18 protein-coding genes and 2 tRNA genes are annotated in these 21,254 nt (G+C 42.6%); 12 read left to right on the top strand and 8 right to left on the bottom strand.

Going from position 1 to position 21,254, the window contains the following annotated elements; genetic code table 11:
• Positions 1-484: 484 nt before the first annotated feature.
• Positions 485-561, bottom strand: a tRNA-Asp gene (locus H3S82_RS06805).
• Positions 562-798: 237 nt separating this feature from the next.
• Between H3S82_RS06805 and H3S82_RS06800 the strand changes: the two genes are divergently transcribed.
• From H3S82_RS06800 to H3S82_RS06770, 7 genes are all read left to right on the top strand, one after another.
• Positions 799-874: transfer RNA gene (locus H3S82_RS06800), tRNA-Val, on the top strand.
• Positions 875-1,560: 686 nt separating this feature from the next.
• Positions 1,561-2,190 (top strand): LemA family protein, encoded by a 630-nt coding sequence (locus tag H3S82_RS06795; protein WP_198232077.1) that lies wholly within the window; start codon positions 1,561-1,563, stop codon positions 2,188-2,190.
• Positions 2,187-3,047 (top strand): YgcG family protein, encoded by an 861-nt coding sequence (locus H3S82_RS06790; RefSeq protein ID WP_198232078.1) that lies wholly within the window; start codon positions 2,187-2,189, stop codon positions 3,045-3,047. Before H3S82_RS06795 ends, H3S82_RS06790 begins: the two co-directional genes overlap by 4 nt.
• Positions 3,047-3,694, top strand: a complete 648-nt coding sequence (locus H3S82_RS06785) for a TPM domain-containing protein (protein WP_198232079.1) — start codon at positions 3,047-3,049, stop codon at positions 3,692-3,694. Before H3S82_RS06790 ends, H3S82_RS06785 begins: the two co-directional genes overlap by 1 nt.
• A 399-nt stretch (positions 3,695-4,093) precedes the next feature.
• Positions 4,094-4,828 carry a lipoyl(octanoyl) transferase LipB gene (gene lipB / locus H3S82_RS06780; RefSeq protein ID WP_370541238.1) on the top strand — a complete coding sequence of 245 codons (735 nt, stop codon included), beginning with the start codon at positions 4,094-4,096 and terminating at the stop codon, positions 4,826-4,828.
• Positions 4,829-4,838: 10 nt separating this feature from the next.
• Positions 4,839-6,389, top strand: coding sequence for a glucosyltransferase domain-containing protein (locus H3S82_RS06775; protein ID WP_198232080.1), 1,551 nt, complete (start codon positions 4,839-4,841; stop codon positions 6,387-6,389).
• Positions 6,361-6,825 carry a GtrA family protein gene (locus H3S82_RS06770; RefSeq protein WP_078039489.1) on the top strand — a complete coding sequence of 155 codons (465 nt, stop codon included), beginning with the start codon at positions 6,361-6,363 and terminating at the stop codon, positions 6,823-6,825. The genes H3S82_RS06775 and H3S82_RS06770 overlap by 29 nt, the downstream gene beginning before the upstream one ends.
• A gap of 14 nt (positions 6,826-6,839) precedes the next feature.
• Here H3S82_RS06770 and H3S82_RS06765 read toward each other — a convergent pair whose 3' ends face one another.
• Both H3S82_RS06765 and H3S82_RS06760 read right to left on the bottom strand, forming a co-directional pair.
• Positions 6,840-7,739, bottom strand: coding sequence for a ChbG/HpnK family deacetylase (locus tag H3S82_RS06765; protein WP_198232081.1), 900 nt, complete (start codon positions 7,737-7,739; stop codon positions 6,840-6,842).
• Positions 7,736-8,695, bottom strand: coding sequence for a glycosyltransferase family 2 protein (locus tag H3S82_RS06760; protein ID WP_198232082.1), 960 nt, complete (start codon positions 8,693-8,695; stop codon positions 7,736-7,738). Before H3S82_RS06760 ends, H3S82_RS06765 begins: the two co-directional genes overlap by 4 nt.
• A 174-nt stretch (positions 8,696-8,869) precedes the next feature.
• Between H3S82_RS06760 and parE the strand changes: the two genes are divergently transcribed.
• The gene (gene parE, locus H3S82_RS06755; protein WP_077971432.1) at positions 8,870-10,948 is read left to right on the top strand and encodes a DNA topoisomerase IV subunit B; all 2,079 of its coding nucleotides are present in this window, start codon (positions 8,870-8,872) and stop codon (positions 10,946-10,948) included.
• Between the two features lie 557 nt (positions 10,949-11,505).
• Here parE and recJ read toward each other — a convergent pair.
• Both recJ and H3S82_RS06745 read right to left on the bottom strand, forming a co-directional pair.
• Complete coding sequence (gene recJ / locus H3S82_RS06750; protein ID WP_198232083.1) at positions 11,506-13,290, bottom strand: single-stranded-DNA-specific exonuclease RecJ; 1,785 nt, start codon at positions 13,288-13,290, stop codon at positions 11,506-11,508.
• A 171-nt stretch (positions 13,291-13,461) separates the two neighbouring features.
• Positions 13,462-14,745, bottom strand: a complete 1,284-nt coding sequence (locus H3S82_RS06745; RefSeq protein ID WP_198232084.1) for an O-acetylhomoserine aminocarboxypropyltransferase — start codon at positions 14,743-14,745, stop codon at positions 13,462-13,464.
• Positions 14,746-16,207: 1,462 nt separating this feature from the next.
• Here H3S82_RS06745 and rplM point away from each other — a divergent pair.
• Both rplM and rpsI read left to right on the top strand, forming a co-directional pair.
• Positions 16,208-16,672 (top strand): 50S ribosomal protein L13, encoded by a 465-nt coding sequence (gene rplM / locus H3S82_RS06740; protein WP_198212777.1) that lies wholly within the window; start codon positions 16,208-16,210, stop codon positions 16,670-16,672.
• Between the two features lie 2 nt (positions 16,673-16,674).
• The gene (gene rpsI, locus H3S82_RS06735; protein ID WP_075870719.1) at positions 16,675-17,163 is read left to right on the top strand and encodes a 30S ribosomal protein S9; all 489 of its coding nucleotides are present in this window, start codon (positions 16,675-16,677) and stop codon (positions 17,161-17,163) included.
• A gap of 84 nt (positions 17,164-17,247) precedes the next feature.
• On the opposite strand, the gene H3S82_RS06730 is transcribed toward rpsI, so the two are convergent.
• Positions 17,248-17,613: a response regulator gene (locus H3S82_RS06730; RefSeq protein ID WP_078039486.1), complete on the bottom strand. Its 366-nt coding sequence runs from the start codon at positions 17,611-17,613 to the stop codon at positions 17,248-17,250.
• 74 nt (positions 17,614-17,687) lie between these two features.
• Here H3S82_RS06730 and H3S82_RS06725 point away from each other — a divergent pair, with 74 nt between their 5' ends.
• Positions 17,688-17,981 (top strand): DUF3572 domain-containing protein, encoded by a 294-nt coding sequence (locus tag H3S82_RS06725; RefSeq protein ID WP_198232085.1) that lies wholly within the window; start codon positions 17,688-17,690, stop codon positions 17,979-17,981.
• Entirely contained in the window at positions 17,972-19,291 is a 1,320-nt protein-coding gene (locus H3S82_RS06720; RefSeq protein ID WP_198232086.1) for a DNA polymerase IV, read from the top strand. Before H3S82_RS06725 ends, H3S82_RS06720 begins: the two co-directional genes overlap by 10 nt.
• A 321-nt stretch (positions 19,292-19,612) precedes the next feature.
• Here the strand turns inward: H3S82_RS06720 and H3S82_RS06715 are convergent, their stop codons facing one another.
• Together H3S82_RS06715 and H3S82_RS06710 are read right to left on the bottom strand one after the other, a co-directional pair.
• Positions 19,613-20,017: an SUF system Fe-S cluster assembly protein gene (locus tag H3S82_RS06715; RefSeq protein ID WP_198232087.1), complete on the bottom strand. Its 405-nt coding sequence runs from the start codon at positions 20,015-20,017 to the stop codon at positions 19,613-19,615.
• Entirely contained in the window at positions 20,010-21,254 is a 1,245-nt protein-coding gene (locus H3S82_RS06710) for a cysteine desulfurase (protein WP_198232088.1), read from the bottom strand. Before H3S82_RS06710 ends, H3S82_RS06715 begins: the two co-directional genes overlap by 8 nt.

The raw sequence follows: 21,254 nt of genomic DNA, 5'->3' as shown, positions 1-21,254 counted from the left end.
GCGCTAAGCGTTACCCCACCAAACGCTCCTGCGCAATAGCTAACGCTATCATAAAATCACAAGCTGTGCAAAAATCCAGCATGTTAAAAAAAGCATCAATGTGTAAAACATTCTTGATTATTCAAAAAAACAATTAGAAAACAATGTATTGGTAGGATTTTTACGTATATTATTCGAGATAAAGTATAGAAAATTTCCCATTTTATTCATCTGGTCACGTTTTGGCGAGCAACGATATTTACGTCATTGTTGAGCCAAAACGACACATTTTTCCTTTTTTATCTGAAATTTCGAGCATAGCGACGCTTGAGCAGATTCTATCATGAAACTTTAAAACGCCGCTGGAGAGCACGAAGGAACAGATTTTACCGGACGGATTCCCGACGGAATATAGAGAGATCTTTTATTATCGGGAGATTTAAAAAATAATGGATATTTTAGGAAAAATGCCAATTCCAACGAGCTTTTAAAAGCTGTTTGAAAATGGCGCGAGTGACGGGACTCGAACCCGCGACCTCCGGCGTGACAGGCCGGCGCTCTAACCAACTGAGCTACACCCGCGCACTTTTCAGTTCAGTCATTGTGACTGTGTGCGGTCGTTTAAGGTGTTCGTCTGCATCTGTCAAGCGACAAGAGTTGAGTTTTTTTATAAAAATTGTTTTTTTCACGAAAAATGGCGGAAAACCGCGATTTTTAATTTTTTCAGTAAAAAAAACTAATTGGATGCGATCTTTCTCTTGCGTTTAGGAAAACTTTTGCCTAAAGAGAGCTGCAGTTGTTACCGACCAAGGTAACGGCGGGCGATTAGCTCAGCTGGTAGAGCGCCTCGTTTACACCGAGGATGTCGGGAGTTCGAGTCTCTCATCGCCTACCATTTTTTCTCATTCAATGATAAAGTTTTTGAGCCCTTTCGGGCGTTTCGATTTGCGCTTTAAAACGCAGAAGAGCTGGATATCCTCTTTTAAGTGATTGAGGAATCCGGGAAGAGCGAATTTGTTTACAAGAATTCGTCGATCGGGAATTCGTGAAAATAGGATCCGACTTCGTAAAAATTGCATCTAATAAAGAATATCAAGACCATAACATGAAGTTTTTGCGTTACATGTGGCTAACGATCACTTGTCTATTGTTAAAGCCAAAATTGAATAGTTTTGTCATTTCGTTAAATAGGGCTTAAAGTCGTCATAATCTTCACTATTTGACTTAAAAAATTGCCCTTTGGGTTCTATTAGTCGCTGATCAAACAAACTTATAACATGTATCGGTTTTACCGTTATCTACTTATCAACGAAGCCATAAAACACCTGACAAGCCCACTCACTAAAATTATTTGGTTTCAAGTTGATCACGATTGATCATGATTCCTTGCCGGTTTTTCACAAAACCAGGATATCAGCCATCGAATCAGCCTGCCATCGAAAACCAAACATCTGGTAAGTTGCTTGAATCAATTTTTTCTTGTCACCGACAAAAAGCCATAAAAAGCGTGATAAAGATCTTTTCAATATCAAAGTTTTTCCTATCTGCACCTTTATGGTGTTTTTATATGGAGATGATTTTATGCAAGCGGTTTATCTCAAAAACGACTCTCATTCCCTCAAACTGCCCTTTATTTTTCTACTATTTTCATTGCTTCTGCCCGTCCTGTCCGGATGCGGATTTAATACGATTCCAACCAACGAAGAAAAAGCTCACGCCGCTTGGAGTGAAGTTCTCAACCAATATCAGCGGCGATCAGATCTGATACCGAATCTCGTTGAAACGGTGAAGGGATATGCACAGCATGAACAGGCTGTATTGACCGGCGTTGTCGAGGCACGTGCAAAGGCAACGCAGACAAACATTAATGCCGATATGCTCAATAATCCCGAGGCAATGCAACAATTTATCAACAACCAGTCCAATCTCACCGGAGCACTATCCCGCTTGATGGCTGTAGCTGAAAATTATCCAGATTTGAAAGCGAATCAAAATTTTCTCGCTCTACAATCGCAACTGGAAGGAACAGAAAATAGGATTGCTGTTGCACGACGTGATTATATAGAAGCGGTTCGTATCTACAACACTGCACTCAAAACCATGCCAACTATGATTTGGACTTGGTTGTGGTATCGCGACGCAAAGCCCATGCCGACATTTTCAATCGACGAAGCAGCCGAGAAAGCACCTAAGGTCGAGTTCAACAAATGAATCATTTCCGTTGGCCAATCAACAGAGCACTATTTTTTCTAGGATTGGCCTTCATCTTCATCCCACCGTTTTTGTGTGTCGACACGTTAGCAGAAGATTCTCTGCCTGCCCTTTCTGGTCGGGTAGTCGATAATGCTAACCTGATAAGTCCGACGGGAAGAGCCTCTTTAATCGAGAAGCTCTCTTCTCTGGAGGACAAAACGGGAGACCAAATCGTCGTCGCTACATTACCAACCCTATCAGGACATGATATCGAAACCTATGCAAATACCTTGTTCAGGCGCTGGGCATTAGGGCAAAAACAAATGAATAATGGTGTGTTGCTGCTCATAGCTCCAAGCGAGAGACAAGTTAGAATCGAGGTCGGCTATGGTCTGGAAGGAGTTCTGACCGACGCTCTCTCTTCGACTATTATTAATGCAATTATTTTACCGAATTTCAGGCAAGATAATTTTGAAAAAGGTATTGTTGAAGGAGTTGCAGCGATCGCCGATGTTCTGACAGGTAGCAAAGCAGATTTTGATGCACGTGTTCACGACTACCAACAGATTGAACAGGAAAGAGTTAGGCAACAACAAAGACAGGACATGATTGCGAATACCGTTGCCGTTCTAATATTTTTATTCTTTTTTGTACTCCCCGTACTTGCATCTATCTTCGGTACAAAAGTCGGACCAAGACGTTACCGTTGGCTTGGCATCGTGTTTGTTCTTTGGTTCTTAGGGAGTGGCAAAGGCGGAGGATTCGGTGGAGGCGGATTCGGCGGTGGATTTGGAGGGGGTTCCGGCGGCTTTGGCGGTGGCTTTGGCGGCGGCGGTGGTTCATCGGGAGGCGGTGGAGCTTCAGGGCGATGGTGATGCAAACAAACTCTGCAAATCATACAAATATTCTTCAACGTGATCAAATTGGTGCAGCTATTTGTTCCGCAGAAAAGTCGACGAACGGAGAAATTTTCGCGGTTTTTGCAAAAGAAAGTGACAATTATTTTTTCATTTCATTTTTCATTTGGACTGTAGCGATTTTTTTTACTTCAATCATTGCGGCCTATGGAATTCATTGGTTTTGGCATGATGTTCCCCTACATTATTTTGCCTCCACCGTCCTTGCCATCCACCTTCTGGGCTTATTTTATTTGTCGATTCTACCGCAGTTACGGCTTCTCATAACACCGGCCGCAATTAAAAATCGCATTTGTCATGCGAATGCAGTGCGGCAATTTCTTGCACAAAATATCAATCATACAAAGAAACGGACAGGTATCCTGCTTTTCATTTCGCAAGCTGAACATTATGCGGAAGTTATATCGGATATCAAAATTGTCGAAAAAGTACCTGCAGAAATCTGGAATGATATCGTCAAAGGAATGATGACCAAGGCAAGGGAAGGTCATTTGACCGAAGCTTATGTCGATGCCATAAAAAAGTCGGGCGAAGTACTGACACACTATTTTCCACGGAACGCAACTACCGAAAACGAATTACCCGATCATATCATCGAAATATAAACGATAAAAATATCCATTATCTTTATAATCCCCCTATCACTAAAAATTATTATAAAAAAATATATTTAATCGTAACGTGAAATTATTTTCATAATTATTCGTAATGTATTTATTTTTATATTATTTATATATAATTTTATAAAAAATATTTAAGTTGTTAAATTTTTTAATTTAACATCCTGACTTTGGCGTCAATAATATATTTTTTAATTAAACGCTAACTCACCCAAGCTCCCTTTGTCTTTTCACATTGCATTACTGTTTTTTATGCTCGAATTTGGTAAAGAACGTAGTCGTCGATCCCTGCGCGTTGGCGTGGCGATTGGACTAAGGCTTTACCTTGATTTAATTGATTGAAGCTTATAAATTGCGCAAGTTGAAGTTTTTTCTTCTCAGGATATGATGAATAATAACATACGTCAAAATCTCGATCATATTTTTTTGCCCAGCGTTTCCCCTGCCCGTCCGGTAGAATGGTTGGTTAGTGATGGATTGACACCTTACCCCTACGCTCTTCATGAAATGGAAGAACGCATTGCTAAAATTGCTTCAGGTGAAGCGGATGAACGCATCTGGTTGTTGGAACATCCACCTATTTATACCGCTGGAACCAGTGCAAAAAAAAGCGATCTACTCGCCCCCGACCGTTTTCCTGTTTACCAAACGGGTAGAGGTGGCGAGTTTACCTATCATGGCCCTGGACAGCGTGTCATTTATGTCATGCTTGACTTAAAGAGACGAAAGGAAGACGTTCGCGCATTTATCGGAGCTTTGGAAGAGTGGATTATACAGACTCTTGCCGCATTCAACATTAAGGGTGAACGTCGGGAAGACAGGGTTGGCGTATGGGTCGTAAGACCAGAAAAACCATCGACAATAAAAAATGAACCGGCTGAAGACAAAATTGCAGCCATTGGTATTCGTTTACGTAAATGGGTTAGTTTTCATGGAATTGCTCTCAATGTGGAGCCAGATTTATCGCATTATAGTGGTATAGTTCCGTGCGGAATTTCCGACCATGGAGTAACCAGTTTGGTTGATCTCGGCTTGCCTGTCACGATGGCGGATGTTGACGTTGTCCTTAAAAAAACTTTTGAAAAAATATTTGGCCCAACACGTTCTCTAAACCATTAGGTTCGAAATTATGATCTGCGACAATACAGACCAAAAAAAGTTTTTAATTACCACCTCTATTGCTACTGTTTTATTTTATTTCCCACTTGTCATCGGGAGCTATTACTACCGTGATGATTTTGAACGTCTTATCTCACAAAAACCGGGATGGGGCGAATTAGGAAGACCATTCGCAGATATACTCGCATATTTTCTTTCGGCTGACTGGCAGTGGGTGCCCGACTCGTCACCCTTTTTCCTGTTGGTTGCTTTGTTTCTAACAATAATCTCAACATGTTTGAGTTTAAAAATACGTGCGATCCCGTTCAATGCGACAACCGCAGTTCTGGTCGTTACCTATCTTTTTAATCCTTTTCTTTTGTCGGCTTTTTTCTATCGTTTCGATTGCGTCATTATGGCGATGGGCGTTGCCTGTGGTCTGCTGGGATGGGCCTACTACAATCAATCGAAACTAAAATCAGCGTTATTGTGCTTTGTTTCAATGGGATTTTACCAATCCTATATTAACATGTTTATTGTTCTTATCGTAATCGAAGCATTATATGCGATTTATAGCGGAAAACCCGTCTATTCCACTATAAAATTTTTAATCAAAGCATTCGTTTTCGCTGCCTGTATTTGTATTGCTACCTATTTCTTCGACAAATTGTTCATTAATAAATACGCGACCGGAAAAAGCCAGTTTATTTTTTTCGGTGAAAAAGGTGTTTGGAAATATTTTGCAGTTATGATGGAAAACGTTTTTTCTCGTTATTTCGGTTTTCTATCCACTACCGGTAAAATATTGTATTCAGTGTCTATCTGTCTGGCATTTATCCAAATTCAGCTTCACTTTTATAGACATACAAACTTTGATCATCCGGTTTTGAGAGCCACGATTTGTTCAATTGTTTTTTTATTCATGTTACCCATTTCACTCGGTGTATTATACGGAATTGTTGGCGATGGCGTTATTCCCCCGAGAGTTATGCCAGCATCAATTTTCTTTTCTGTGTTGATCGTTTTTCTGCTATCCCGGTTTATCACGGTTTTCCAGCAACCTGAGCTCGTTGAAAAAATCGGAACATTTGCCAATACAAAATTAATTTGGGTGACTTTACTCCTCTTGCTTCTATGCCCGCTTGTGTTCAGTTATATCGTCAACAGCGCAACCCGAATTCAGAATGATTTAAACCGTTTTTATCTGCAACGCATTGCAACTTCCCTGGAACGTTATCCTGCTGATAAACCTGCTGTGGTCATCGGCGGATTAGGAAAATCACTATTTGTTGCACAGACAACGCAAAGAATGCGGCTCGTTGCCGCTATAATTCCTTTTGCCAATTCCTGGGAGCTTTCATCTGAGTTAAAAGAGTTCGGTTATAATAACATTATCAATCTGTCGGATACGCCGAAGGCTCATGAATTAGTAACACAACTATGTGCTAACCGCGCTTTACCGGATACAACCACCCCTTATTACAGGATATTCGATTTAGGAGATTATCTGTTTATATCTCTAGGGAAAAAAAATATGTGCCTTGGGCATTATAATGACAATTACACCGCCGAGACAAAATAATTGGAGGACGGCAATAGCTGTCCGTAGTATCAAATTCTACCAAAGACATAAGACGATTCTGTGGTTTTTATGTTCGGGTGCGATCGCCTTTTGGATTGATTTTTTGACATTCTGGATTTTGCAAACCGCGGGGTTAAACCTTTGGCTCGCACGAGCAGCAGCTTTTATTATTGCTGCTACCTTCACTTGGGTCTTCAACACCAAAATATCATTTCGCGGACGTGAAGCACGTTTTAAGAACCTGAAAGGCTGGTGTACCTATATTGCCTTGGCTACAATCGGCGGCAGTTTTAATTATTGCGCAAGTATGGCTGTCATAAAGAGCGTTAGCGAAGTTAATCCTGTAACTATGTTTCTAGCTGTTGCAGCCGGATCTATTGCGGGGTTGTTTGCCAATTTTTTTCTCAATCACATCGTTTTTTTTAAGAAATTATGAAAGTAATTAACAATTTAATTGCTCACATCTACGAAAACAGCGTTATGATTTTTCATAATTTGGATGAGTTCGTCAGATAACAACAGGTCCAGTTCCTCTAGCCGTTCCTGAGTTATGTGAGCCGAGCGATAAAGGCTATCCTTATAAAAACTACCCTCGGAAAAGCCTTTAACAACGGGATGTATCATTATTTCGATTGTTGCATCTTTCCCACCGGCTTGGCGTGATATCATTGCCAAACTTCTATCGATATCGTCCAAAGTTAGCCGGCAACTCGCGGTCGCCCCCAAAAAGAAATCGGCTGTCTCAAGATGATATTGTTGGGCCAAAGTTTTCATATCATTTGCCCACCACCCCAGCAATTGCCGCCGCAAATTACCTTTCATATTTTCAATTGAAAAAGGACTATAGCGATATCTGATTTCATAAGGGGTGCGAATGTAGCAAACAGAATATTTATTCAGGAGCTTTTCGATAACCCCTTTTAACGGCGGTAAAGTATGGATATGTAAATGCCCATCAATCCTTATTTGCTTATTGTCAAAATGCTTGTAAACGGACTCGATCTGGCAACAAAATTCGTTAAAAATCCACTCCTGAAGCAACTTTGTTTTTGGCGAAAACCATAGTTTTCTCAACAAGCCTCCCAAAGATAAACAAAAGAAGTCATCGTCAGTTGTTAATCCGAATTCGCTTCCTCCCTCCGTCAAGGCTTTTCCTTCCAGAAGGTTGAGATGTGCGTTTATGAAAACATCGCCCGCCTCGTTCAGTGCGTTGTAACTTACCTGATCTTCACCTCCAGCGAGAACACTTGTCGCTTGAAGTCTTCCCTCTTTTACCGCAGTGATAATGGCATTCGAACAAGATGCGTTCAGTGCAAAATCATCCGCATTCATAAGGCAATATAGCGTCATTCTTCAATTTTTCTTTTTTTGGGGCCGTATTCTGCGTCCACACCAATTTGATCACTAATGAGATAACGCGGACGATTTTTGACCTCGTAAAATATTTGGCGCACATAGGCTGAAAGAACGCAAAAACAGGAGAGAATTGCCACGCCTGTTATAAGCACAACCAAAATCAAAGTAGAAAACCCGCCAACCGACTTTCCCATAATTTTAGAAATTAAGGCTTCTCCACCAATCACCGTTGCAAAGATCATGAAGAGAAATGTTAAAAGCCAGATAACAATTAATGGTTTTGCTGAAAAACCCGTTAGAGAATCCACTGCCAGTCTAATTTTTTTCCAAAATGAATAACTACTTTTTCCATTTTGTCGATCAGCTGGTATGAATGAAAGGCTTTTTTGCTTGAAACCAATCCATTGAACAACTCCACGATAAAAAAAGAGTTTTTCTGGCAAAGCGTTCAGCGCAGTGACAACTTTGCGGTCCAGAAGTATAAAATCGCAAGATCCATCGATATCATTTTCAGTAATCCAATGGAAAATTTTATAAAAAAACTTGGCTGCCAACCGGTTGAAAAACGATTCTTTCTGACGCTCCTGTTTTACAGCTAAAACAATCTCAGCCCCCTCTTCCCAAAATTTGAGCATCGATTCCATCAATTCTGGGGGGTGTTGCAAATCACAATCAATCGTAATCACTACATCGCTATCAGCCAATGAAAGGCCGGCAGCAATGGCGGCTTCTTTCCCGAAGTTTTTGGCCAAACGTATGCCTAAAAGTTTGAAATTTTCCGGAACAATTTCTTTTAAGCTTGACCAGCTATTATCTTTTGAACCGTCATCAACCATTATGATCGTCAAATCATAATCCAGACTGGCAAAAACATGCGCAACTTTTTCAACAAACAGTTGAAGACCGCGTCCTTCATTATAAAATGGGCTTATCACAGAAACTGTTGTCATTGCTCTATTCCGGAAATATTATAGCCGTGTATATCCTTTCGCACGAATTGATCACAAAGAAAAGTGTCGCGAACATAACACGAACATTCTCGCTTTTTTTCGTCAAATGTGTAAAAATCATACGAATCGCATGAACTGACCTTCTGTTAATTATTGGATATATAATCGGGACCGATGGACGAGAAACATAATGACCTTTTTGGCAACTTGCAAAGCCAAACCGAAACCGTAAAAGAACTTGTCGATTCACCTTCGAAAACCGCAAATTCGGGTAAAAAAGATAGGCAAACTTCGAAGTCTCTGAATATCACCACCGACGCCGAAGATAGCTATGATGCGTCTTCGATTCGTGTGTTGGAAGGTCTCGAGCCTGTGCGTTTGCGGCCCGGTATGTATATTGGCGGCACAGATAGCAAAGCGCTCCATCATTTGTTTGCCGAAGTTATCGATAATTCAATGGATGAAGCCGTCGCCGGTTACGCCAATTTCATCGATGTCACGCTGGATAATGAAGGTTACCTCACAGTTACTGATAACGGACGCGGCATACCGGTTGAAAACCATCCGCAAATGCCAGACAAATCGACACTCGAAGTCATTATGACCCAGCTTCATTCTGGCGGCAAATTCGACGGAAAAGCTTATGAAACGTCGGGGGGCTTGCATGGTGTCGGTATATCGGTCGTTAATGCTTTATCCGATGATATGGAAGTTGAAGTAGCACGTGGACGTCGACTTTACCGCCAGCGTTTTTCACGTGGAATTCCGCAAACAGGGCTTGAGGATTTAGGCGAAGTTCATAATCGTCGCGGCACGCGCGTGCGTTTTCACCCCGATGCAGAAATATTTGGTCCAAAAGCCGCTTTTGACCCCGAATTGATATATAAAATGGCACGTTCCAAGGCCTATCTCTTCGGTGGTGTCGAAATCCGTTGGAATTGCGCTCCGGAAAAGCTCGTAGGAAAAAATGATATCCCCGAAAAAGCTGTTTTTCATTTTCCGGGTGGCTTGAAAGATTTTTTAAGTTCATCCCTCAATGGAGAATACCAAGTTACTTCCGATATTTTTGCAGGGAAAACTGAGCAACGCGGTGGCCATGGCTCGGTTGAATGGGCCATTACATGGTATGGTGGTGACGGCTTTGTCCATTCTTATTGCAACACCATTCCTACCGGTGAAGGCGGAACCCATGAAGCCGGTTTGAGACAGGCGCTGTTGCGGGGATTGAAGGCCTATGCCGAGTTGATCGGTAATAAACGTGCATCGGTTATTACAACAGATGATGTTATGATATCTGCTGCCGTTATGCTTTCTGTGTTTATTCGAGAACCGGAATTTGTCGGGCAGACTAAAGACCGTTTAGCAACAGCGGAAGCACAAAAGATTGTTGAAAACGCTATTCGCGACCCCTTTGATCACTGGCTAGCCAATTCGCCACAAGAAGCGACCAAACTTCTTGATTGGGTTGTGGATAGAGCCGAGGAACGGCTCAAAAGACGTCAGGAAAAAGAAGTAAGTCGTAAAACAGCAGTTCGCAAATTGCGACTTCCTGGAAAACTTGCGGATTGTACACATAATTCTGCCGCTGGAGCCGAGCTGTTCCTCGTTGAAGGTGATTCTGCAGGCGGTTCAGCAAAACAAGCTCGCAATCGCGCGACGCAGGCTGTTTTGCCGTTAAGAGGAAAAATCCTGAATGTCGCCAGTGCCGGACGCGATAAGCTTAGCAATAATCAGATTATTTCCGATCTCATTCTGGCACTGGGATGCGGTACCCACTCGAAATACAAAGAAAGCGACTTGCGTTATGATCGCATCATCATCATGACAGATGCGGACGTTGATGGCGCGCATATTGCTTCTTTGCTGATTACTTTTTTCTATCAGGAGATGCCTGACCTCATTCGTAAAGGACACCTGTTTTTAGCCGTTCCTCCTTTATATCGCATTTCACAAGGCGGAATTGTTGCTTATGCACGTGACGATGCTCATAAAGATGAATTATTGAAAACAAAATTCACCGGACGGGGAAAAATCGAAATCGGTCGATTCAAAGGCTTGGGAGAAATGCGTTCCGATCAGCTCAAAGAGACAACAATGGACCCTAAAAATCGTACTTTGTTGAGAGTTGATATTGATAGCGAAAGTAATCAGGAAACAAAAAAGGTTGTCGAGGATCTTATGGGCTCAAAACCTGAAGCGCGTTTCCATTTCATACAAGACAATGCCGAATTTGCCGACAATCTTGATATCTGACTAAACAGTGTAAAATATAACGGTCTTTAATTGTAATTGTGGTATTGTTAATTCTCTCTAATTAACAATTTTGTTTTTACAATGGAAATTCCCTGTTCACCTTATATACTTCTTGTCCAATCTATATCAATTATTGTTTATTTTGTTCACATCGTGAATAAAAATTAGATTTTTATGTTGTTGGTTTTGAAAAGTTTTTTAGTTCCGATATGGATCAATCTGTAATTGATCAAATAAATTCCAATACTATATTTTTGAAAAATGCGGTTGATAAAAAGATTTCGTCATCGGTGGAAGCTGCACCAAACATTATTTTAGATTGGTTATCACACAAAATGTATGAAAATATCTGCTAATGCCGATATTGTTACTTAAATGATCTTTATTATCGGTCCATTCTACACGATTTTTTAAATCAAAAAATACACTTGATAAAACAATTTTCAGAAAAAGAGAATGTTGTTGTTAGATTATAAGACGGTGTCGGCAAGGCCCGATGAACAATATACGTCCCTTTCAACCGAAATTTATGATAATCATAATAGCTCAATAATCTATTAATTAGGTTCGGCGGCATCAATGACACGTAATTGGGGTAAAGCTTGCCCGTTCCAATAATTGAGGCTGATGTTACCGGCGATATGGATGTTTTTCCCAAGATGAGCCATTAAAAAATCCCCCAACTCTGTTCCAACTGCGCGGAATGCTATTGCTTTTAACTTTTTGCCTTCAACATTCGAAATGGACATAAGCAAATGCCCTTTTCCAACTTCCCGCACATCGCTCAAACGGTGTGAAGGCAACACAAATACCGGCAAAGGGTTCCCTGCTCCGAAAGGTCCTGCTTTTTCAATCATATCGTAGAGCTCTTTTGTAGCACCGGACGCAGAAATGACACCGTCAATCAAAAGTGTTTCATGGGCATGAATATCGTTAACGCGAGCTGATAATTTGTGCTCGAGCCATGTCCGGAATTCTTGAATTTTACTTTTTGACACCGTAATGCCTGCTGCCATTGCATGCCCGCCCCCCTTCTCGAGAAGCCCGAGTTCAACCGCTTCACCTACGAGCTCTCCAAGATTAATTCCGTTAATTGAACGACCGGAGCCGGTAGCAGACCCATCTTCTTTGATTGCTATTGCAAAGGTGGGGCAACGAAATTTTTCTTTGAGTCTTGCTGCGAGAATACCGACAATTCCCGGATGCCAACCTTCATGTGCGACGACAATTACACCCGGGTTTTGATCGATTTTCATTGACTGTAAATCGCCTTCGGCCTCCAGAAGTTGTCGAGCTTCAATATCCTGTCTTTCTTGGTTGAGAACATTCAGCTCTTCTGCAATAGAGTTGGCATCTCCCTCTGTTTTCGTTGTTAACAAACGTGCGCCAAGCGCCTGATCTCCGATGCGGCCTCCCGCATTAATTCGAGGCCCCAGTAAAAAACCGAAATGGAAAACATTGAGCGGCTCGCCTATTCTGGCAACGCGTGAAAGCGCAGCAATACCGGGATTGGACATCATCCTTGCTACTTGAAGTCCTTTGACAACAAATGCCCGATTGATGCCTCTCAATGGCACAACGTCGCAAACTGTTGCGAGTGCCACAAGGTCAAGATAACAAAGAATGTCCGGATATTCTTTATATCTTCCTTGTTGTTTAAGGTGTTTAAGTGTCCAGGCAACAGCAATAAAAACAAGTCCGGCAGCACAAAGATGCCCCTGCCCCGACAGATCATCAGGACGGTTGGGATTCACAAGGGCATAAGCTTCCCGATGGATTACAGACATTTGGTGGTGATCTAGAACAACGACATCAACACCCTTTTCACGTGCCGCTTTTATCGCCTCCGGACTATTTGCTCCGCAATCCGTTGTTATGATCAAACTGGCACCATCATCGGCAAGCATCTTCATCGCTTGCGGATTTGGTCCATATCCCTCAACGATGCGATCAGGTATGTAAATTGTCACGTCGAGACCGAAAAATGTCAGAAATCGAAAAAGAATGGCCGACGAACAAGCACCATCAACGTCATAATCGCCAAAAATAGCGACTTTTTCCTTTCGATTGATTGCTTTGACAATGCGTTGTGTTGCTTTTTCCATATCGACAAAAGTCGTCGGATCAGGCGTCAAAGCTTTCAAAGTCGGGTCGAGATAATTTATAACTTCCTCTTCGGAAACCGAACGCGCAGCGAGAACACGTGCCAAAGGTTCGGCAAGACCGAACTTCTGCGACAGAGTACGGGCATTGTTCAGCCCTTCTCTATCAAGGCTATCAATCCACGCCTGTCCAAGCGCGGAATGCGCCACACCGAGAAAATTTTGTTTTGTCTGTTTCATGATTGATTTGATACAACAAAACAGCACTGAAAGCGAAGGACAAAAATCGGATTAAACTAATCCTGACAGAGTGCAAGATTACCATTTTTGCAAAATTGCTTCGAGCCTTCAGCCCTTTTTATTTATTTACGGTTGAAGGCTAGAATATTCGTAATTGACAGAATTTTCCTGTCAAATCTTATTCAAAGCCTGTTCGATGTCGCCAATAATATCTTTTATATCTTCAATTCCAATTGACAGGCGAACAACATCCGGCCCTGCTCCGGCAGCAATTTTTTGACTATCAGTGAGCTGACGATGTGTGGTGGAAGCGGGATGGATAACAAGGGACCGTGTGTCGCCAATATTTGCAAGAAGCGAAAATAACTTCAGTGACGAAGCAAATTTTACACCGGCTTCATAGCCGCCTTTTACTCCGAACGTGAAGACAGAACCGGCTCCTTTAGGGGCGTAGCGCTGCTGCAATTTATGATATTTATTGCCGGTCAAACCTGCAAAGTTAACCCAGGAAACCTTGTTATGTTTTTCAAGATATTGGGCTACAGCTAAAGCGTTATCACTGTGTTTTTGCATACGTAGCGGTAAAGTTTCCGCACCCGTCAAAATAAGGAATGCATTGAACGGCGAAATCGTCGGACCAAAATCACGCATTCCCAAAACACGGGCGGCTGTTGCAAAAGCAGCGTTACCAGTTGCTTCGTAAATAACAAGACCGGCGTAATCCGGACGCGGTTCTGTCAATTTTTTATAATGTCCCGATTTCCCCCAATCGAATGTACCGCCGTCAATGAGCAGACCTCCCATTGAATTGCCATGACCGCCTATAAATTTCGTGAGCGAATGAATAACAATATCTGCTCCGTGTTCTATCGGGCGCAAAAGATAAGGTGTTGCAAGCGTATTATCAACTATGAGAGGAACACCATGAGCATGGGCAATCTTTGCAATTGCCTCGATATCAACGACGATGCCACCCGGATTTGCAAAGCTTTCAATAAAAATCGCACGCGTCTTGTCGTCAATCTGCTTTTCGAAGGATTCCGGATCTTCACTGTCTGCCCAACGGACCTGCCAGTCAAATGATTTGAAAGCATTTGCAAACTGGTTGATCGAACCGCCATATAATTGACGTCCGGCAACAAAATTTTCACCCGGTTCCATGAGTGTGTGGAATGTAAGAAACTCGGCAGCATGACCGGATGCTGTCGCCAAGGCTGCTGTGCCACCTTCGAGTGCTGCTACTTTTTCCTCAAGAACTGCCTGCGTCGGATTGGTGATACGGCCATAGATGTTTCCCGGTTCTGTCAAAGCAAAACGGTTTGCTGCCTGATCAGCGTCCTTGAACACATAAGCTGTTGTCTGATAAATTGGTGTAATCCGCGCTCCGGTTGTCGGATCCGGAGCAGTTCCCGCATGAACCGCCAATGTTTCTATTCCAGGGGTAACTTTTGTCATTTTCATCTCCATAGAGCGTCGTGCAATATTCTATTTAAAATGAGGCTAGAGGACACTGAGAATGAGCACAAGAAAACAATTTCTTTAATCCCTTAATTATTACTCTTTTCATCTCACAATACCCAGACTTTCGATATTTGTTTTCTCTGCAATTTTTTCCGGCCAAATAGACAAAGTTTTAGAAAAATAGAACCGTATCCTAACTTTAGCAAAACCCATCATTCTCGCTCTTTGTTAAAGACAATTATCTATTTTGTAACATCAACGAAGCTCTCATAATTTATCGGGAAAATCATTTGTTGCGAGATAAATGATTTTTTATCTGTGTTTTGCGACGTGAAATTAAGAACCCGCTATCATCTATGAAGGTTCGCCCGTTCTAAAACCTGACGCGCCTCAACCCTGTACTTATGGCCATAAACAAAAGCCGCCCCTCCATTTTGTTCTTTATGGCAGTGAAGCTGAGCTTTTCCGATCAAGATTTTACGTAGAAAACGGTAAATGACACCGCTTTGCAGAAAACCGGTCAAATGTTAGTCCGCTTCATAGTGTGACGACCGGTAGCGGTTGAACTTCATGCACTCTTCTTCAAGTTAAGATTCAGAGAAATTCTATAAAACCATAAAAATAAACGATAATGATAACAGCCTTTATCTTTTGTTTGTCATGGATCCCCACGCCGCGTCTTTCATAGCGGTTTGAGAATTGATTAGTGAATTTCAAGTTCACAGCCTCGCCTTCCGTGAAGGCAAAAAGTATTTTACCAAGCTAAATCAGTCGGTTTAGCTTTAAATCCATAACAATTGTCTCCTTACAGAATTTACTCCATTGGAAAGCAATCATTTAAAACAGTGGGTCAGCAACGATGGTCAATGATTTCTCTTTGGCCCAATTTCAATCTATCAGCCGCTACACCAAAGCCGCGGCAGACAAATTCTCTCAATTACAATATTTCGTAAAAACCTGTTTTAAAATATGGGTTGGTGACTAAACTTACGCCAAAACGAACGCGTTCAATAAGCACGTAACCGCGATTTACTGATTGACCATTCATATTCTACCGCAGTCCAATACCGGTCTTCGTCATGCATCAATACCGATTGCTTAAACCAACTTATTTGTGCCGGCTATTAAGCTACTCACCTCTTTGATTTCTCGACATATTTTAGATTTTCTTGATGATAGTTCTGTAAAAATTTTCATTTTAATGGCAAAATTCGAGAAGCAGAGGTAAATCCTTGGTGTGATCGTCGTAATCAACAACCAGATAATAGTGGTATTATATTACCGTTATTGCAAAATATTGGAAATATTGGCTTATTTTTCGATTGACGTAATAGTTGCAAGCCTATAAGAAGCTCGCACGTGTCGTATTCGGCACAATTGTTGCGATATCATATCGCAACGCCAAGCAACAAAAAACGCCCTTGTTTAACAAGGGATTTTAAAAAGGAAAGCTTCAATGGCAACTTTTTCACAAAAGCCCGCTGAAGTGGCCAAGAAATGGGTCATTATTGACGCAGAGAACCTTGTTTTAGGTCGTCTTGCCACACTGGTAGCCAACCGGTTACGCGGTAAACACAAACCAACTTATACACCTCATGTTGATGATGGTGACAATGTTATCGTAATCAATGCCGACAAAGTCGTTTTGACCGGCAAAAAACTTCATAACAAAAAGTATTACTGGCATACCGGATATATTGGTAGCGTCAAAGAACGTACAGCCCGCCAAATTCTTGAAGGACGTTTTCCTGAAAGAGTTATCGAGAAAGCTGTTGAACGAATGATTCCGCGTGGTCCTCTTGGCCGTCGGCAGATGAAAAATTTGCGTGTCTATGCTGGAACAAAACATCCTCATGAAGCCCAGCAGCCTGAAGTTATCAATGTTGGTGCACTCAACCGTAAAAATAAAAGGATTGCTTAATTATGGCCGAGATTAGTTCTTTTTCTGAGCTTGGTGCGGCAACCGAAACGGTTGTAGCTCCTGCAGCACCGGAAGCTCCTGTTCATGAACGTAAACTTGACGCTCAAGGACGTTCCTATGCTACAGGTAAACGTAAAGACGCTATTGCACGCGTTTGGATAAAACCCGGTAGCGGCAAAATTGTCGTCAACGGTAAAGATTTTGACAAATATTTTGCACGCCCTGTTTTGCAGATGATTTTGCGTCAGCCAATTCTTGCTGCAAATCGCGACGGTCAGTTCGACATTATTGCTTCTGTTGCCGGTGGTGGTCTTTCCGGTCAGGCAGGTGCAGTTCGTCATGGCATTTCCAAGGCTTTGACCTATTTCGAACCCGGTCTACGTTCGGTACTGAAGAAGGGTGGCTTCCTTACTCGTGATAGCCGCGTTGTTGAACGTAAGAAATACGGTAAGGCAAAAGCCCGCCGTTCTTTCCAGTTCTCCAAACGTTAATTTCTATTTTGTTTTCCGAAAAGCCCCGTTTTTGCGGGGCTTTTTTATTTATTATTGCAGATTGAATAACCGGATTAAGTCGATTTACCCCAAGAACCGTTTAACCATGGACATGAAATTAACGACTGATATCGGCTTTGACATATAATCTTCACAGCCGCTCGCCCTTATTCTTTCTTCATCACCCTTCATGGCAAAAGCGGTAACTGCAACAACCGGAATCGATTTCAATTCATCGTCTGCTTTCAATTGTTTTATAACGTCAATTCCGGAAACCTCCGGTAATTGGATATCCATTAAAATGAGACCGGGTTTACTCTGCCGTGCCAAATCCAACGCAGCCAAACCGCTACGCGTTTCTACTGTTTCATAGCCGCTCGCTTCGACGAGATCGCGGAACAATTTCATATTAAGTTCATTATCTTCCACGATCATAACTTTTTTTGTCATTATATAATCTCCGCTCTTCCAGCTTTGCGCTTTGGAGAGTAAACTTGCTGTGGTTACTACTTGGCTAAAATGATATGAAAAAACACATAACAAATCGCGAAGAAGCTGAAGAATTGGCTGTGGCAGCGCTGTTATTCATTGCAAACGATGCCGAACTTATGCCACGTTTTTTAAATATCACAGGTATAAATGCTTCCGATATTCGCCAAGCCGCCTCAACCAAGGGGTTTCTAGCTGGTGTTTTACAATTCATAATGGCTCATGAACCCACACTTATAGCCTTTTCAACCGAATCTGGCTATCCCCCGCAATCAGTCGGTGAAGCCATCAACTTTCTTCCTGGTGGAGAACAACCTATATGGCTCTGACCCCGTTTAACCAACCTGAATTTGGTTTTTGTCGGGATTGTTTATCCATTCAACATAAGTTCAATAAACGCTGCGAAAAATGTGGTTCGCCGCGCCTTATCCGCCATCCGGAACTTTATTCTCTCACATTGGCCCATATTGATTGTGACGCCTTTTACGCCTCCGTTGAAAAGCGCGACCATCCGGAGCTGCGCAATAAACCGGTTATCGTCGGAGGTAGCAAACGTGGAGTTGTTTCCACAGCCTGCTATATTGCACGGATTTCGGGGGTACACTCGGCAATGCCGATGTTCAAGGCACTGGAACTGTGCCCCGATGCGATAGTTATTCCCCCCGATATTACAAAATATGCCCGTATTGGACGGGAAATCCGTCAGCTCATGTTCGAACTGACGCCGCTTGTCGAGCCAATTTCGATTGATGAGGCGTTTCTGGATATGCGTGGTACTGAAAAACTCCATAAGGCACCGGCTTCTTATATACTTGCAGGTTTTGCAAAACGTATCGAGCAAGAAATTGGCGTTACAGTCTCGATCGGTCTATCATATTGCAAGTTCCTGGCAAAAATTGCGTCCGATCTTGATAAACCGCGTGGCTTTTCGATCATCGGCGAACATGAGGCACTCGCGTTTCTTGCAAAACAACCTGTAACAAAAATATGGGGTGTCGGTTCAGCATTAGCGCAAAAATTATCCCACGACGGAATTACCACAGTGGGCGAACTTCAACAGCTGGATGAAGCATTACTCATCAAACGTTATGGACAAATGGGGCAGCGCCTTTATCGCTTGTCGCGCGGGCAAGATAACCGGCCGGTTCAACCTGAACGAGAAATGAAAAGCATATCTTCTGAAACGACCTTCATGAGTGATTTATCAAATGCGGAAGACCTGATACCGGTTTTACGAATGTTGTCTGAAAAAGTTTCGGCACGACTGAAGACAAGTGAAATTGCCGGGCAAACTGTTGTTTTGAAGTTAAAGACCAAAGATTTCAAAACGCGAACACGTAACCTAAGCCTTGATGACCCGACACAGACTGCTGACCGCATTTTTCGCGTAGGATTAAGATTATTACAAAAGGAACTTGATGGAACAAAATTTCGTCTGCTCGGAATAGGTGTCCAGCAATTATCGAAAGCCTCTCATTTACACGATAATGATCTTCTCGACCCATTCCAGCATAAACGGGCAGTCGCTGAAACTGCGATGGATAAACTTCGTGCCAAATTCGGAAATAAATCAATCGAAACCGGTTACACATTCGGAAAAAATATTTCCTTGCGCAAAACACCGGATGACAATTCTTGATAAAGCGGAAATATCTCCATTTTCCGAATAATACAAAGTTTTCAAATTTCGCTCGAAAGGAAAAGCTATGTCGGTTTTACCGTTTAAAACTCCGTCTTTTCCACACGTTTACCCTTAATGCTTAAATCGCATTTTTCTATATCCAAACGAGATAGCCTGAAGAACGTCGGCTTTATTGAACTTTTGATTATAAAGAGCCCTCTTCTTCCGGCTTCAATTCTGGAAGAACAACCTTATTTTCAATCACATCGCCGAAACTGGATATATCTCAAAAATTCAATATATTCTTACCGGCAGCAATTATTATCAAGACGGAGGTGGTTAATACCAGCCAAGTGCAATCTGGGCTTCTTCAGACATTCTATCCGGTGTCCAAGGTGGGTCAAATGTCATATTGACCTCGACATGCGAAACGCCCTCTACCGCGCCGACGGCATTTTCTACCCAGCTCGGCATATCACCTGCGACCGGACATCCCGGGGCAGTCAAAGTCATGTCGATTTTTACAGTGCGATCATCTTCAATATCGATTTTGTAGACCAGACCCAACTCATAAATATCGGCGGGAATTTCAGGGTCGAAGACTGTTTTCAAAGCATTGATGATATCGTCCGTCATACGATCAAGTTCGGCAGGGGGAATCGTTGAAGTGTTTGCTGCAACAACATGATCGTCCCAATCACCTACCGGCTCGGCAGTATGAATTTTGTTGTCGGAATCACTCATTAAAAAACCTCCTTGCCTTTTCCAACGCTTCGGCAAGCTGATCGACATCATCGCGATCATTATACATTGCAAAAGATGCACGACATGTTGATGTGACATGAAAGCGATTAAGGAGCGGTTGGGCACAATGCGTTCCAGCTCTCACTGCTACTCCCTGACGGTCAATATACATTGAGACATCGTGAGGATGAATTCCCTCGAGTTGGAACGAAATAATGCCACCTTTATTAGGAGCACACCCGAAGATACGCAATGAATTGATCGCCTCAAGCCGTTCATGAGCATAGGCCGTCAACGCTTTCTCGTGTGCCTCGAGAGCTTTACGATCTTTCGACATAATATATTCGAGAGCAACACCCAATCCGATAGCCTGAACAATCGGCGGCGTTCCAGCTTCAAAGCGATGAGGAGGTTCATTGTAAGTGATCTTGTCGACACTCACATCTTCAATCATCTCGCCACCGCCCTGAAACGGGTGCATCTCTTGCAACCGGTCTTTTTTGCCGTAAAGAACGCCGATCCCTGTCGGGCCGTAAAGCTTGTGTCCAGTCATTACATACCAGTCACAATCGAGGTCTTGCACGTCGACGGTCAAATGAACCGACCCTTGCGCCCCGTCGATCAAAACCGGAATATTCCGCTCATGAGCGGCCTTTATCATCTCTTTCACCGGTGGAACTGTGCCGAGGGTGTTAGACATATGCGTAACTGCTACAAGTCTCGTCTTTTCGGTCAATGCCTTTTCGAAATCCTCCAAATGGAGAACTCCATCATCGTCAACCGGCACGAAAACAAGTTTTACGCCCTTAACTTCGCGTATAAAATGCCAGGGAACGATATTGGAATGGTGTTCCATAATCGTCAAAACAATTTCGTCACCTTCCGAAAAACGCGGCATTCCATATCCATATGCAACAGTATTGATGGCTTCAGTCGCGTTTTTGGTAAAGACAATTTCTTCATGGGATGAAGCATTCACGAATTTACGAACGCTTTCTCTGGCTTTTTCATAAAGCTCGGTTGCAGTGTTCGACAAAAAATGAAGGCCGCGATGAACATTGGCATAGCTTGTCCGATAGACCTCGTCCATAGCCTCCAGCACCTGCCTCGGCTTCTGAGCCGAAGCAGCATTATCAAGATAGGCGAGACGCTTACCGTAGATTTTCCGATCAAGGATCGGAAAATCACGCCGTATTTGATTGATATCGAAAGACGAAGACGTTTGGTCAGTCATCAT

Source organism: Bartonella sp. M0192, from assembly GCF_016102305.1.
Classification (GTDB): domain Bacteria; phylum Pseudomonadota; class Alphaproteobacteria; order Rhizobiales; family Rhizobiaceae; genus Bartonella; species Bartonella apihabitans.
Note: the sequence above shows the minus strand (reverse complement) of the source record. Positions and strands in the feature narration are given on the sequence as shown.

Excerpts from the sequence above, each read along its gene's own strand:
- H3S82_RS06795 (WP_198232077.1), top strand. The coding sequence starts at position 1,561 with ATGCAAGCGGTTTATCTCAAAAACGACTCTCATTCCCTCAAACTGCCC.
- H3S82_RS06790 (WP_198232078.1), top strand. The coding sequence starts at position 2,187 with ATGAATCATTTCCGTTGGCCAATCAACAGAGCACTATTTTTTCTAGGA.
- H3S82_RS06785 (WP_198232079.1), top strand. The coding sequence starts at position 3,047 with ATGCAAACAAACTCTGCAAATCATACAAATATTCTTCAACGTGATCAA.
- lipB (WP_370541238.1), top strand. The coding sequence starts at position 4,094 with ATGATGAATAATAACATACGTCAAAATCTCGATCATATTTTTTTGCCC.
- H3S82_RS06775 (WP_198232080.1), top strand. The coding sequence starts at position 4,839 with ATGATCTGCGACAATACAGACCAAAAAAAGTTTTTAATTACCACCTCT.
- H3S82_RS06770 (WP_078039489.1), top strand. The coding sequence starts at position 6,361 with ATGACAATTACACCGCCGAGACAAAATAATTGGAGGACGGCAATAGCT.
- H3S82_RS06765 (WP_198232081.1), bottom strand. The coding sequence starts at position 7,739 with ATGACGCTATATTGCCTTATGAATGCGGATGATTTTGCACTGAACGCA.
- H3S82_RS06760 (WP_198232082.1), bottom strand. The coding sequence starts at position 8,695 with ATGACAACAGTTTCTGTGATAAGCCCATTTTATAATGAAGGACGCGGT.
- parE (WP_077971432.1), top strand. The coding sequence starts at position 8,870 with ATGGACGAGAAACATAATGACCTTTTTGGCAACTTGCAAAGCCAAACC.
- recJ (WP_198232083.1), bottom strand. The coding sequence starts at position 13,290 with ATGAAACAGACAAAACAAAATTTTCTCGGTGTGGCGCATTCCGCGCTT.
- H3S82_RS06745 (WP_198232084.1), bottom strand. The coding sequence starts at position 14,745 with ATGACAAAAGTTACCCCTGGAATAGAAACATTGGCGGTTCATGCGGGA.
- rplM (WP_198212777.1), top strand. The coding sequence starts at position 16,208 with ATGGCAACTTTTTCACAAAAGCCCGCTGAAGTGGCCAAGAAATGGGTC.
- rpsI (WP_075870719.1), top strand. The coding sequence starts at position 16,675 with ATGGCCGAGATTAGTTCTTTTTCTGAGCTTGGTGCGGCAACCGAAACG.
- H3S82_RS06730 (WP_078039486.1), bottom strand. The coding sequence starts at position 17,613 with ATGACAAAAAAAGTTATGATCGTGGAAGATAATGAACTTAATATGAAA.
- H3S82_RS06725 (WP_198232085.1), top strand. The coding sequence starts at position 17,688 with ATGAAAAAACACATAACAAATCGCGAAGAAGCTGAAGAATTGGCTGTG.
- H3S82_RS06720 (WP_198232086.1), top strand. The coding sequence starts at position 17,972 with ATGGCTCTGACCCCGTTTAACCAACCTGAATTTGGTTTTTGTCGGGAT.
- H3S82_RS06715 (WP_198232087.1), bottom strand. The coding sequence starts at position 20,017 with ATGAGTGATTCCGACAACAAAATTCATACTGCCGAGCCGGTAGGTGAT.
- H3S82_RS06710 (WP_198232088.1), bottom strand. The coding sequence starts at position 21,254 with ATGATGACTGACCAAACGTCTTCGTCTTTCGATATCAATCAAATACGG.